Origin of the sequence: Paenibacillus sp. OK076, from assembly GCF_900110055.1 — a bacterium.
Classification (GTDB): domain Bacteria; phylum Bacillota; class Bacilli; order Paenibacillales; family Paenibacillaceae; genus Paenibacillus.
In genome coordinates, this window is the sequence record NZ_FOCH01000001.1 from 567,034 (window position 1) to 580,879 (window position 13,846).

Sequence of the window (13,846 nt, forward strand, 5' to 3'; positions counted from 1 at the left end):
ACGTTTAGCTTTATGCTTGAGATTTTCGAGACAATTTTCTAAAGAACTCAGAACGCCTTATTTTGCCTTCAGCTCTTCTTTTTACAAAGTAAGGAACATCAGACACGTTATTCACTGAAATTCCTTACAAAAACACTGCGAACAACTGTTTTATTCTGATATAGCGTGTCTCAGGCGCTTTAGATTTCTGGAATCGCGTCATATCCTTGAATAAGACGTCTCCGATTCGTTAGCGCTTGCACTTGCTCTGCTCCAACCGCCAGTGAGAAGCTGACCCCGGATTCGATCCGGAGCGGCCCTTTTCATTGAAAGGGAGAAAATCCACTTTAACGGCACTTCAGGTACATTCAGGCTTTCATTAGGTTTGGAGACACTCCCAAGTAAAGGTTACATTCAAAAAGACCACCGAAAAAATTTCGGTGGTCTTTTTGCCAAATTCAGGTTTATCCATCTCAATCTGGTTTAATTATCTTTTAAATCTTCAATGGAATTGATGTCCATATAGGTTGGTACAACCAGACCTGTTTTGGCACCGTCCATATTTGGACCGAGATCATCGATCTGATCCTTGTACTTGTTATAATAATCGGCAGAGGTGAGCGGCAACCATGCCGCTGGAGTTGCATCTACATCACCATTGGCAATGCCGGTCCACATTGGACCGATTTCCACTTGAAGGGAGGTTACTTTGTAACCCAGTTTCTCTTTCAGGATGTACTCCAGCAAGTTGGTACTTGCAATCTCGGAGTCCCAGGCTACGTAACTCAGTTTAATGGAATCTCCATTCACCGGGGTCAGACCTTTGGTCCATTCAGCCACTTTGTCGCTATGTTTTTCGGCAAAAGCTGCTGCGGCTTTTTGGGGATCTTCTCCGTTTTGAATGGCGACCATGATTTCACCCATATCCTCAGGTGTCCATGAGAAGCGATCCAGGAATTCATAAGCGACAGGTTTGTCTTCCTTCAACCCTTTACGGGCAATGGTATGAATTTGTTCTGCTTCGCCGTAGACGCCTTCCGGATCGTCCAGGTATTTCAGGTCATATGCGTTGAACATCCAATGCGGTGTCCAACCGGTAACGATAACCGGTTCCTTATTCTTAACGGCTTTATCCAGTGTAGCTGTCATTGCGGCTCCTGAACCTTCAACCAGTTTCCAGTCAGACAAACCGTATTTCTCAATGGCACTGGCTGTGGATTTCATAATTCCGGCACCTGGATCGATACCGATAATTTGATGATTCACTTCATTTCCCACATTGGCATTCGCCGATGGAGTAGAGGAAGATGCACCTGTTTCCAGATCTGCTATCGAATTAACGTCTGTCATGTAGGCAGGAACAACGAGCCCTGTGCGTACACCCGTCATATTGGCTCCCAGATCATCCACCTGGTCTTTGTAACGTTCCCAGTAGTCAGCATGAGTTAATGGCAGCCAAGCTGCTGGAGAGGCATCTACGTCGCCTGAAGCGACACCTGTCCACATAGGTCCAGCTTCAACTTGCAGGGCGTTCACTTTATAGCCAAGTTTGCTTTCCATGACATATTTCAACAGGTTGGTACTTGCAATCTCAGAATCCCAGGCTACATAGCTAAGTTTAAATGCATCACCGTTAACTGGCGTCAGACCTTTGGTCCATTCGTCAATCTGGTCTGCATGTTTCTCAGCGTAGTCTTTTGCGGCTTCCTCTGGTGATGTACCATTCTGGATGGCACTCATCATTTCGCCCATTTCATCTGATGTCCATTGGAAACGGGACAGGAATTCATAAGCAACCGGGTGATCCTCTTTTAAGCCTTTACGTGCGATGGTGTGAATTTCTTCTGCATCACCGAAAGATTTTTCGGGATCATCCAGATATTTTAGATCATATTTGTTGAACATCCAGTGTGGAGTCCAGCCTGTAATAATGATCGGTTGTTCAGCTTTAATGGCTTTGTCCAGCGTGGCAGTCATCGCTGCACCAGATCCTTCAATCAGGGTCCAGTCCGTCAGATGATAATCTTCGATGGCTTTGGCAGCGGACTTCATAATGCCCGCACCCGGATCAATACCAATGATCTGATAATTAACTTCTTCACCTACAGCATTCGCTGGAGTGTTGTTACCGCCGGCAGAAGTACTGTTGCCGCCAACAAAGTATTGTGAGAAACCAGCTACGAGCACAACGAATGTTGCTGCAGCAGTAATCCAGGCTTTTTGTTTCGCTGAGAAGCGTGAGCTTTTCTTGCGGCCTGGCATAAACAGATTTTGAGTGAAACGGTCAAGTACGATCGCAAGGACCACGACAGCTAGACCTGCTTCAAAACCTTTACCAATCTGCAGCTGTGTTACCGCACGATAGACTTCCGCACCAATACCCTGTGCACCGATCATGGAAGCAATAACAACCATGGACAGCGACAGCATGATGGTTTGGTTAATCCCTGACATTACGGTAGGCAATGCGAGTGGAAGCTGCACTTTGAACAACTTTTGCATGGACGTAGAACCAAAAGCATCCGCTGCTTCGACCAGTTCGCCAGATACCTGCTTAATTCCGAGGTGAGTCAGGCGAATCGTTGGTGGAATCGCGAATATAACGGACGCGATAACACCGGGAACCACACCAAGGCTGAAGAAGGTTACTGCTGGCAGCAAGTAGACAAATGCAGGCATGGTCTGCATAAAGTCAAGCAATGGTGTAATAATCCGGGCTGCAGTTTTGCTGTATGCGAGCCAGATACCGATGGGAACACCAAGCAGAATGGAGATTAATCCTGATGTAATAACGAGGCCCAAAGTATCCATCGATTGGGACCAATATCCGAGGTTATCTACAAGCAAGAAACCGATAACTGTAAACAGGGTCAGTGGTATTCGGCCAACAAGATATGCCAATACACCAAGGATTACAATAAAGAGGAGCGGATGGGGGAGCATGAACAGCCCGGAGAAAAATCCGACAACCTCCTGAATAACAACAGAAATGACTTTAAATAATCCGGAGAGCGAGGAGCTCATCCAGTCAACAATCGCTTCAATCCACGATGCTAGTGGTATTTTGGGAATCATTCGCAAGTTCCTCCTTTACTGCAACTTCACCGCTTAGTGCTCCAAGCAGGGCACCGCGGACGATAACACCTTGCAGACGGCCAGTTTCGCCAACAACAGCGAGCGGCACATGGGCTGAACTTACAATTTCGAACAATTCATGAATCAGGGTTTCGGGCGACACAGTCGGCCCATCCGTGATCAGAATGTCGTTCAACACTTTGTTTTCGCGCATCGCGCGGGTTGCATCTTCTGCTGTAATAACACCAAGCAGCTTTTTCGAACGGTCAATGACAAACAGGTTGGAAATACCACGTTCGCGCATTAATTCGAGGGCAACACGAGGACCACGGTCAAGCGTAATCGTTTCCGGACGTCGCATAACATGAGATGCGGTGAGGACCTTGGACAAGTCCACGTCTTCGACGAAGCGGGCCACATATGAGTTGGCCGGTTGAATCATGATTTCTTCCGGAGTACCGATCTGCACGACTGCGCCGTCTTTCATGAGGGCAATACGATCGCCGATGCGCAGCGCTTCGTCCAAGTCATGGGTAATGAAAATGATGGTTTTTTTCATTTTATCCTGAAGCTCAATCAGCTCATCCTGCATATCACGACGAATCAATGGATCAAGTGCACTGAATGCCTCATCCATTAGCAGTACTTCCGGGTCATTCGCCAGCGCACGGGCCAAACCTACACGTTGCTGCATCCCGCCACTCAGCTCATCTGGCATTTTGTCTTCCCAGCCTTTAAGGCCAACCAGTTCAAGCGACGTTTTTGCTTTCTCCCGACGTTCATCTTTATCAACCTTTTGAACTTCGAGTCCATACTCCACATTATCAAGAACGGTACGGTGCGGGAATAACGCAAACTTCTGGAATACCATGCTGATCGTTTTCCGACGCACTTCGCGCAATTGTTCTTTGTTCATCTTACGTAGATCTTTACCATGGACAAGAATCTCTCCCGATGTCGGTTCAATCAGACGATTGAACATTCGAACAAGTGTAGACTTACCACTTCCGGACAGTCCCATGATGACGAAAATTTCACCTTCCTGAATTTCCATGTTGACCCGGTTGACACCAACCGTTATCTGTTTTTCTTTGGCCAACTTTTCTTTACCCCAACCTTGCTCCAGTAATTGCAGACCTTGCTCGGTTTGGGGGCCAAACAGTTTACTTACATTCTTTACTTCAAGTATGGTCATGTTTTCACCCCTTCTGATGTGTTGTGCACTTCGAACGGCTTTCAGCATCCACAAGCCCATACACTTGTGCGCCCAGCCACGAAATCCGGTAATCGTTGCTTCGCTTCCCGTCTTTCTGGGTAACGTTTTGTATTCTAACAATACTTAACCCGTATAGCAACCGAATAAACAGTACATAATGTTTGTACAGTAAAAACTGTACAAAGTTTTCCGTCCATATGCTCCGTCATTCTCCTTATTCTGGCTAATAAGACACCTTTACATTTGATATCGCTTTTCCTACAATAGAAAATGTGCTGAATCTAAGCTGTTTTTTTTGGTTAAAAAATAGTCGTAGGCGTTTGCAACTTGGTAAAGCTCCCATGAAATACATGGGGTAACCTAAAGCCTGTTGGCATATAGGATGTCCTGCCGGATACTTTCCCATGTAAGCCGGATCTTAAACCGTTGCAATTATTTTGCCGAGACTGGGAATGTTCAGAATGGAGGTTGCAAGCATGAGCTTGGACCATTTACAAGAGGAACAGCAGGCAACCGTTCTTAGAATCCGTAAACGCGTCATTGAAGCCATTGGGCGTAATATGGATCTCTACGGCGTTACGCTGTCCACGGGACACTTATATGGATTGCTTTTTTTTGCAGACAAACCTATGACCCTTGACGATATGGGCCGGGAAATGGAAATGAGCAAAACGAGCATGAGTACCGGCGTACGTACACTGCTGGATCTAAAAATGGTGAATAAAGTATGGAGCAAAGGCTCCCGGAAAGACCTATATGAAGTGGAGTATGACTGGCATCAGACGTTTACGGATTATTTTGTGATTAAATGGAGAAAAGCCGTGGAGAGTAACCTTCAGGTACTGCGCAAATCCGTTGATGAAATGAATCGTTTGATTGCTGACCTGGATGAGCAAGCAGATGCTGAACTTCTTCGCATTCTTAAGGAAGACAAGCATAAGGTGCTTCAAGCAGAGGCCTATTACAAATGGCTGGATCGCTTGATTGATACCATGGAAGATGAAGAAATATACAAATTGGTTCCGAAGGAAGAGATCAAGGAACATTAATAACAGCAACGCAAAGGGCCCTTTCCGAATTGGAGAGGGCTCTTTGTCTTGGTTGATGAATGATTCACTTGTACATTTATAATGAAGAAAAACACATGCTTTACCATTGTCCGATTAATCCTACACGTGATAAGGTGACAAGCTGCTGAACGATCTGTTCCAGTTCGTCCATGATCTGATGGCGTCCGCTTGGGGTCCAGGATAGTACAGACCAATCGGATATATCATGTACGTTACCTTTCAACACGGCCGGAGAGCGATTCCAGGCTGTAGTTTGTTTCATACGCCGAAGCAGTTTCTCACTGGCAGGCGAATTGGTGACGCGATTCATGAACAGATGATCCGTGTCCAGCATGGGGATGCTATCTGCCGCGTACTCATCTGTCATTAAATCTGTAGACATGATCTGTGCAGGTTTTAGTCCGAGTTCACCGTAGATAAGGCGATTCAATGGATGCTCGATAGTTTCCTGGAGCCGGATAGACTGATTCGTAACCTGCATAAGCATAATACGTTCTTGCCCGAAATGATGCTTCAAACGCAGCCCAACATCAAGGTTGCGAAGCTCTAGCTGTTTGAAATTTTGCAGGGCCTGCTGCTCCCGTCCGACCAGTTCAGCCAAGCGTAAGTGATTTTCTTTCCAGTCATCGGCCTGATCCAGGATAACCGTAGGTGCAATACTTTTGAGCTGATCGTAGAAGGGTTTATGATAAAAATCACCGATAATCAGGTCTGGCTTGGCCTGACGTAATTTCTCCAATTGCGTAGCCAGCCGCTGCTGCTGCTCGACTTCATCAAGCTCCCGATCATGGCATCCGTCCATAGCAGCTACGGGTTGTAATCCGAGCGAAGAGAGATTCTCATGAAGTTCAATCCTGGACGCGGTAGCCACGCGAATGTGGTCTTTTTTCATATATAGGCTGGGTGCGATCCCCAAGGTTTGTTTGAATTTGCGGCTAAAATAGTATTCATTGCCATAGCCAACAGATACGGCGACGTCTCTGAGTACACATGACTCCTGCTTGAGGCGTTTTTTGGCCTCGTCAATCCGTAAGCAATTCAGATAATCGGTAGGTGACATGCCTTTGGTTTTTTTGAAACTGCGAGAATAGGAGCTAGGCGTCAATCCGGCAATTTTGGCCAGTTGATCCATGCTGATACCTTCACTCATGAACCGTCTCATATACATAATGCTGCGTTCAAGCGCCGGATCGACCTTCTCATAATTTTCTTCAAGCCGGTTCTCCGAGAGATACTGCAAAAGCTCGTGCAGCTGGCTATGTATACTGATAAAGTGATCACGGTGAACGCCGCGATAGGCTTCATATAATTGTTCAAATCGTGCTCTGGCTTGTTGGTCGTGACGAACCATCAGTCTGCCTGTCTCCCAATCCAGCGGGAAACCAGAGGAGGAGGACATTTTCCATTGGCCGCGCACTTGCTGCAAACATACCGTATCCATGCTAAGTATTATAAACTCCGTAATAGCCGAGCGGGCAGCCGCCTCAATCGTTGTTCCTGGCTTCAGAACATACAGTTGATGGGCTTCGGCGGTATAGACCGTATCGTTCAGGACCAGGACACCGTCTCCTTGTAAAATAAGACAGAGCATGGGCCGGGACACCGTCTTGCCTTGCACACGTAAATGCTCCCCGCGCCGTACACGGCACATGGAAGAGAGGAGCGGTAGAGATGAGGTTTCAGAAATGAAGGGAAGCTGTTCAGTCATACGGACCATCCTTTTGTCTTATTTTCTTAATGATAACAATTATCATTCTCATATGGAAGATGTTTTTCAAAAATAGTTTTGGACATGAAAAAAGAGGATACCCAGAGCCGTGATGGCTTTAGGGTTATCCTCTTTATTTGAAACAACAATGTTGAGTTAGCTATAAGACTCTATAATAACTATTCCCACATGTGTGGCTTAGTTTGGCACGACCAGAAGGATATCATCCAGGAAAACGTCGCTTAGCACCTTTTTGCCTGAGCCATTGGCTTGCACATGATACAGACGATAGACATCATTAGCGTTGATGTAGAACATGCCCGGAACATCGTCATGAAGCTGGAACGTTGCCCATTCCTCTCCAGCAAGCTTGGCTACTTTGAGGGCTGTGCTCACGGAATAAAGACCATTTGTACCGGATAGATACGCAATAGTTGGTGTTCCGTTGGTCAGCTGAGCAGTTACGAAAGTGACACTGTTCAAATTCAGGTTGGCAGACTTGGATACCTTGTTTCCAGCGATGGTTTTGGCATATGCCTTTTTGTCTGCATCCACAACGACAACCTTATCCGTACCTAGCGGACTTACCTCCCGGATGCTCTTACTATGAATCTGAAGCGTTTTGCCAGAAGTGGTCAATGCAAAGGCTTTGCCTGTTGAATAATCATAATCCTTGTTGCTGTCCAGCTTGATGCCTTTGTTATACACATACAGATTGTTGCCCCAGCCGCCGGCATAAACAGCGTTCACATCCAGCTTTGCTTTGGGATTAACAGCTGTACCTTTGCCTGTAGTGTAGTTTACCTTGTACATGATAATGGCGTTGGTCGAGTAGTACTGCTCGTATGGGTCAGTGTTTACCATCAATTGCAGTTCGTTTTTGGCCTCGTTCATAAAATAACGACTTTCTACTGCGCCAGCAGCAATCCGTTGCACGGCTCCGCTGCCATTGGATGCCTTGGAAACGATCCATGGGTTTCCATTAACGAGCCCATTATAGTATACACGGCCTTTCGTTACGGCGAGCAGCGGGAAATCCGTATCTGCTTTGTCTGCAATTTTGGTGGCAGCGGAAGCTTCGCTATTGCCATTTGCACGATAGATCGTTCCTTTGGAATCCATATAATAGATGAACCCATTATCCGTAAAGTAGCTCAATACATCTGTCGCATAGGTTTCAGCAGAATCACTTGAACCGTCATTAGGAACGCGAAGCAGCGTTGTGGAAGACTCGGAACGGGTGTAATAGAGATAGGTTCCCGCCGCAGATAGACCCTCTCCTTCAAAATCAAGCAATACCTCTGTGGTTCCGCTTCCGTCACCGGATACTTTGTACAATACACCATCGGACTCATAATATACCGTAGTTTGGCCGAGGGAAGCTGCATGAGCATTGGCTCCGCCTCCAAGCATGGCTGCCGCGATCAGTGTGAACAGCAGCAAGGAGCAGACCGTGCGTTGCATGCGTGTAGACCATTTGTTCATAAATCAATCGTCACCCTTCTGTTTATGTATGTAAGTAACACATTATCACCTTACGTTATATCGGTAAACTATGGAAAATATGTTACACATCTCAGTCGGATAAAATGGACAGATATGAAATTGAATTTCATTAAAATAGCTCTCTTAAATACATCTGCGTATGCTGCTGCCAATCCCGCTCAAAAGCATTCCAGAAGCAATATGAGCGGGATGCCATCTTAAATCTGACTTTCAGCCAGCTGCTGGCGACTGTTCCACAAGGTGACCAGACGAAGCAAAGCAAAACTGATGAGCAGAAGCACCGCTCCGACCAGAAGTAACATAAGAGGACTGATAAGCAGCATGCCGCTCGCCTGACCGGCGATCAGGGCAAGCAATGGAAGAACGACCAGTCCTCCGAGTTGATAGGCCTCCTGAAATCCACGCACCTTCGCCGAGATTAGTACATTCAACAGAATGACCACAAGACTGCACGCCGGAACAACCCACAGAACGAGAATGATCCAGTTCAGATTGGGAAACATCCATGCCCCGAACATGGGATACATCAGGATATTGGCAATGATGCCGTAGATCATGAAGGTAATCCAGGATAACAGCAGGGAAGGAATAAGGGCGGCTAACACCTTGCCTTTAAACAACGTATCCATACTCATCGGAGTAAACAGAAGACCTTCCAGAGTCTTGCGCTCCTTCTCGCCTGCAAAACTGTTGGCCGTTAGAATGCTGGATGCCATCACCGGAATGATGAGAAACAGGGGCGCAAACATGTACAAGGCGAGGTAATAAACAATACGGTGGTTATCCGTAGGCATCGAAGCAAGCTGTGGAATCCGCCCGGCATGGGTGAGGTTATCCAGCGTATCAAGCAGGAAGCTCATATTGCCGAAGGAAGAAAGTTCCATCCTTGAAGCTGTCCAAATGAGTATCCCTGGCATAATGATCCCGATAACCAGCGGAACGATCAACATAGGCAGCCAGAGCTGCACGCTGGCTGTGATGGCTCGAATATCTTTGAGAACAAGTGCACGTATGGCTTGTCTGTTATTCATGATGGTGTGCCTCCCTAATGGCAAAATAAATACTTTCCAGATCGCTGTCCGTAATCCGGGCCTGATAGACTTGTCCACGCTCGGTCAATTGTCGCAGCAACAACGGAATATCTTCACGGGTTTGAAGCTGGAAAACGGCTTTGTTCGCGGAAACTGTCTCCGGTGTATACCCACCCACCGTTTGCCAGCCATTTGGCATGGTCGCTTCAACTTCAATCCGGGGTGAGGTCAGGTATCGGTTGACGATCTCCTGCTCCGTACCCTCCTCAACCTTGCGCCCCTTTTCCATGAAAATATACCGATCACACACGGCCGATAGCTGGGATAACACATGAGACGACACGAGAATCGTCATATGTTCCTCCTGATTTAGCCGACGAATGATTCGGAGCACCATCTGAATCCCGTCCGGGTCAAGCCCATTGGTTGGCTCATCCAGAAAAAGAATGGAGGGGCGGTGCAGCAGCACCCGCGCTAGACCTACGCGCTTTTTCATACCTGTGCTGTAGGTGCCTACTTTTCGATGTTGATATTCCTGCAATTCGAACAGTTCCACGAGCTCGTCAATCCGTGCTTTGGCATGTTGTACATCGAAAGCTTCAGCGAAAAAGATCAGGTTGTCGCGCCCACTCATATTTTCATACAATCCGCTCTGTTCGGTTAATGTGCCGCATATGGCGAGTACGTTCTCTGTCTCACGGAAGGGATCAAGGCCGTTAATGCTCACTTGCCCACCCGAAGCACCGAGAACGCCGTTCATGATGCGGATCAGGGTGGTTTTGCCCGAGCCGTTGGGACCAATCAGCCCGGTAACGCTGCCTTGTTCAACCGTGAAGCTGACATCGTTCAGTGCCTGATGCACTTTAAATTGCTTGGAAATGTTGCGAACTTCAATCATATATATTCACCGTCCGATCTGAGTTTGGAGATTATACGTCCAGATGAGCTATATCGTTCAAATGGTGGGCCAGAAAATAACACTTCTCCGTCTTTAGTCCCAAATGTGAGCAGCAACTTCACCCTAAAGTCCGGCGAAATCGGGTCTAAGGTTTGTTTTCACTATGGTTTATACCATGTATTCTGGTTAAAAGGATGCAATATCCCGTTTCATTGCCATCCATAACGTGGTAATTAGACTTAAGGCCTCTTACATATCATGAATGCCTGAATATTCATCTAACGCCGGTCTTGGTTAGCCAAGGCCGGTTTGACGTCGTCACTTGGCGTATCCATCTATGGAGCGTCTCATGTCTTGTGAGTACATAACTATTTCGTCTAACACATCATACGAACACTTCCAAGTAGGAAACATCAGATGTGTTTGGACCAGAGGAAGGTGAGCGAAATGACAGCATCCAATGAGTACCGCTTTCAGGTGAATCTAAGCGGTATGATCCAGATTTTATCGAACCATCTATACAGCAGCCCTAAAGTATTTTTACGTGAATTAATGCAGAATGCGACGGATGCCATTACAGCTCGAACAGAAGCGGAACCGGGATTCCAGGGTGAAGTACGTGTGGAACTGACCGGAACAGGCGAGCAGTTGACCATGATGGTGGAGGATAACGGCATTGGTTTGACGGAAGCCGATATCCATGAGTTTCTCGCGATGATAGGTCAATCCTCGAAGCGTGGGCAGCAGGCCTTGCTCGATGGAGAGACTTCGTTTATCGGGCGATTCGGGATCGGATTATTGTCCTGTTTCATGGTGAGTCATGAAATCGTCATGCTGACGCAATCCGCGAAGGGTGGACCTTCGATGGAGTGGCGGGGTAAGCCCGATGGCACCTATACGATTCGGCAATTGGATACACAGTTGTCTCCGGGAACGAAAGTATATCTGCGCTGTACGCCGGATGCCGCCCAGTACTTTGAAACGGAATATGTGAAAGAAGCCCTGTTCTATTATGGAGCGCTGCTGCCTTATCCAGTCAACTTGCACTGTGACGGTGTTCAACATATCGTCAATAGCGAGTCACCCATCTGGTTGATGGAGCCTGAGCTTTCACGTGGACGCCGAGCGGAAGTGCTGGCTTTTGGTGAACGATTGCTTGGAGAGAAATTTCAGGATTTCATTCCACTGACGACGGCTTCAGGCCGTACAGGAGGTATAGCCTTTGTTCTGCCGCATGCTGTCAATCTGAATGCCAAGCGTTCTCACCGGGTGTACCTGAAGCGAATGCTGATCTCGGAGAAGGCGGAGAATATTTTGCCGGATTGGGCCTTCTTCGTGAAATGCCTGATCTGGACAGACGAGCTTCAACCAACAGCTTCACGGGAACATTTTTATGAAAATGAAAAGCTGGAAGAGGTTCGCTCCGAACTTGGTGATGCCCTTCGTAAAGGATTGGCCGACATGGCTGAGAACCAAACGGAGCGACTGCAAAAGCTGATTCGCCTGCATTCGCTGTCGATGAAAGCACTGGCTGTGCAGGATCAGGAGTTCTACGCCATGATTCACCGCTGGCTTCCGTTTGAAAGCACCCGCGGCCATCGGGAACTGGGCGAGTTGATGAGCGAGGGAGAAACGTTGTACTTCACGACCACGGTGGATGAGTATCGCCAGATTCATCATGTCGCGTCAGCCCAATCGATGCTTGTCATTAACGGTGGATACATCTACGACAGCGATTTGATGGCAATGCTGCCACTGGCGGTACAGCATGTACAGACGCAGCGGTTGCAGCCGGACGAGGTATCCATGAGTTTCACCGATGTGCCGCCGGCTGAACGAAATCAGTATTATGATGCCCTGCGCCTTGCTGATTCTGCTTTGCAACGTTTCCGCTGCCGTGCAGAGGTGAAGGGCTTCAAGCCAACCGATTTGCCGGTGTTGTTCACGCTCTCGCAAGAGTCTTCCACGCTGCGTGCATTGGAAAAAGCGAGTGAGGAGAGTACAGAATTGTTCTCATCTGTCCTCGGATCATTGTCATCCGGCATTAGTTCGGCAGGTTATTCGACCCTATACCTGAACATCAACAATCCAATTATTCAGCGGGTCCTGACTTCACCGGATGCCCAAATGACTCCGAGTGCCATTGAGATGTTATATGTCAACGCGTTGATGATGGGACATTATGCGATGAATCGGCAGGAGCTTGAGGTGTTGAATCAGGGCATCGTTCGTTTTATTGATTGGGGTTTGCGTGCGAATACAGATCGTAAGGGGGATGCCTGATGAAGACCGAAATGAATTTTGAGGATTTGATGGATGAGGCCTATGGCCTGCCTAATGGAACAGCGAAGCTGGGTATGCTGGAGGAAGCGGCAAGAGTCGCTGATGTGAATGGCATGGAGGAGGAAGCGTACGAAGCACGTTCAGAGATCGTGGAGACCGCTACATTCTGCGGTTATCCGATGAAAGCACTGATTGCTTTTTCCTGGCAGCTGGGCAAGTTTGATCAACAGCCAGAACGCTATGACGAAGAAACGTTAATGTGGTCGTATAAATGGATTTTGGGCGAGTTATCCAGCTTCCCGGAAGTGTCTCGCGATAAAATGATGGAGCTGCTGGAGGACTTTGGACGTCGCTTCAAATCATTCGGGTACAGCGAGCGTTCGTATTGGTATTATCGGTTCCGCATATCCATGGATCTTGGCGATCTGGATGAGGCCGGTACCAGCTACACGAAGTTCAGAAGTATGGACCGTGACTTTATGAGTGATTGTGAAGCCTGTGAGCAGGACGAGATCATGCGTTACTGGATACTGGTAGGTGAGGATGAGAAGGTGCTGGAAGCGGCGAAGCCTATATTGAAAGGGCGAATGAGTTGTGCCGAAATACCGCACCTGACCTTATCAGAGATTTTGATGCCACTATACCGGCTTGGCAAAATTAACGAAGCTGACAAACATCAGGCCAAAGGCTATCGCATGATCAAAGGACATAATGATTTTGTGCAGAGCTTTGCCGAGCAGATGGATTATCTTGCACGCACAAACCCGGCGAAGGGCATCGATGTACTGGAAGAAAATATAGTGCTCGCGATGGATCATGAAGATCCGTTTGCCAAAATGATGTTCTATGCCAGAGCAGCACAACTGCTGCGCCGCTGGGCTGACGAATCTCCAGGATACCGATTGCGGCTTCCTGCTTCATTCCCCTATGAAGGAGATCCAGGAGATTTGCCTAAACTGGCCGACTATTTTGCGGCTTATGCCAAAGCGGCTGCAGATAAATATGACCAGCGGAATGGCAATCAGCATGTCTCTTCTATGTTAAGCGAGGTATAGTCAGTATAATTCCTAAAGCGCTGCT

The 13,846-nt window shown here is 47.5% G+C and carries 9 protein-coding genes; 3 read left to right on the forward strand and 6 right to left on the reverse strand.

Translation table 11 applies throughout. The features are described from left to right. Window positions 1-462: 462 nt before the first annotated feature. Both BMY78_RS02410 and BMY78_RS02415 read right to left on the reverse strand, forming a co-directional pair. On the reverse strand, window positions 463-3,054 hold the full coding sequence (locus tag BMY78_RS02410; RefSeq protein ID WP_090894342.1) for a glycine betaine ABC transporter substrate-binding protein: 2,592 nt from the start codon (window positions 3,052-3,054) through the stop codon (window positions 463-465). After that, window positions 3,020-4,249 (reverse strand): quaternary amine ABC transporter ATP-binding protein, encoded by a 1,230-nt coding sequence (locus BMY78_RS02415; RefSeq protein ID WP_090894345.1) that lies wholly within the window; start codon window positions 4,247-4,249, stop codon window positions 3,020-3,022. Before BMY78_RS02415 ends, BMY78_RS02410 begins: the two co-directional genes overlap by 35 nt. Window positions 4,250-4,746: 497 nt before the next feature. Here BMY78_RS02415 and BMY78_RS02420 point away from each other — a divergent pair, with 497 nt between their 5' ends. Continuing rightward, window positions 4,747-5,319, forward strand: a complete 573-nt coding sequence (locus BMY78_RS02420) for a GbsR/MarR family transcriptional regulator (RefSeq protein ID WP_090894347.1) — start codon at window positions 4,747-4,749, stop codon at window positions 5,317-5,319. Window positions 5,320-5,419: 100 nt separating this feature from the next. Here the strand turns inward: BMY78_RS02420 and BMY78_RS02425 are convergent, their stop codons facing one another. The 4 genes from BMY78_RS02425 to BMY78_RS02440 form a co-directional block, all read right to left on the reverse strand. Then, complete coding sequence (locus tag BMY78_RS02425; RefSeq protein ID WP_177185632.1) at window positions 5,420-7,048, reverse strand: helix-turn-helix domain-containing protein; 1,629 nt, start codon at window positions 7,046-7,048, stop codon at window positions 5,420-5,422. Window positions 7,049-7,246: 198 nt separating this feature from the next. Beyond that, window positions 7,247-8,533 (reverse strand): DUF5050 domain-containing protein, encoded by a 1,287-nt coding sequence (locus BMY78_RS02430; RefSeq protein WP_090894352.1) that lies wholly within the window; start codon window positions 8,531-8,533, stop codon window positions 7,247-7,249. Between the two features lie 218 nt (window positions 8,534-8,751). Beyond that, window positions 8,752-9,585, reverse strand: a complete 834-nt coding sequence (locus BMY78_RS02435; protein ID WP_090894354.1) for an ABC transporter permease subunit — start codon at window positions 9,583-9,585, stop codon at window positions 8,752-8,754. Next, window positions 9,578-10,483, reverse strand: a complete 906-nt coding sequence (locus BMY78_RS02440) for an ABC transporter ATP-binding protein (protein WP_090894356.1) — start codon at window positions 10,481-10,483, stop codon at window positions 9,578-9,580. The genes BMY78_RS02435 and BMY78_RS02440 overlap by 8 nt, the downstream gene beginning before the upstream one ends. A gap of 447 nt (window positions 10,484-10,930) precedes the next feature. Between BMY78_RS02440 and BMY78_RS02445 the strand changes: the two genes are divergently transcribed. Then, window positions 10,931-12,766 carry an HSP90 family protein gene (locus tag BMY78_RS02445; RefSeq protein ID WP_090894359.1) on the forward strand — a complete coding sequence of 612 codons (1,836 nt, stop codon included), beginning with the start codon at window positions 10,931-10,933 and terminating at the stop codon, window positions 12,764-12,766. After that, window positions 12,766-13,821 carry a hypothetical protein gene (locus BMY78_RS02450; protein WP_090894360.1) on the forward strand — a complete coding sequence of 352 codons (1,056 nt, stop codon included), beginning with the start codon at window positions 12,766-12,768 and terminating at the stop codon, window positions 13,819-13,821. The genes BMY78_RS02445 and BMY78_RS02450 overlap by 1 nt, the downstream gene beginning before the upstream one ends. Window positions 13,822-13,846 lie beyond the last annotated feature (25 nt).

Bases quoted from the DNA above. Each gene is read 5' to 3' on its own strand.
- BMY78_RS02410 (WP_090894342.1), bottom strand. From the start codon at position 3,054: ATGATTCCCAAAATACCACTAGCATCGTGGATTGAAGCGATTGTTGAC.
- BMY78_RS02415 (WP_090894345.1), bottom strand. From the start codon at position 4,249: ATGACCATACTTGAAGTAAAGAATGTAAGTAAACTGTTTGGCCCCCAA.
- BMY78_RS02420 (WP_090894347.1), top strand. From the start codon at position 4,747: ATGAGCTTGGACCATTTACAAGAGGAACAGCAGGCAACCGTTCTTAGA.
- BMY78_RS02425 (WP_177185632.1), bottom strand. From the start codon at position 7,048: ATGACTGAACAGCTTCCCTTCATTTCTGAAACCTCATCTCTACCGCTC.
- BMY78_RS02430 (WP_090894352.1), bottom strand. From the start codon at position 8,533: ATGAACAAATGGTCTACACGCATGCAACGCACGGTCTGCTCCTTGCTG.
- BMY78_RS02435 (WP_090894354.1), bottom strand. From the start codon at position 9,585: ATGAATAACAGACAAGCCATACGTGCACTTGTTCTCAAAGATATTCGA.
- BMY78_RS02440 (WP_090894356.1), bottom strand. From the start codon at position 10,483: ATGATTGAAGTTCGCAACATTTCCAAGCAATTTAAAGTGCATCAGGCA.
- BMY78_RS02445 (WP_090894359.1), top strand. From the start codon at position 10,931: ATGACAGCATCCAATGAGTACCGCTTTCAGGTGAATCTAAGCGGTATG.
- BMY78_RS02450 (WP_090894360.1), top strand. From the start codon at position 12,766: ATGAAGACCGAAATGAATTTTGAGGATTTGATGGATGAGGCCTATGGC.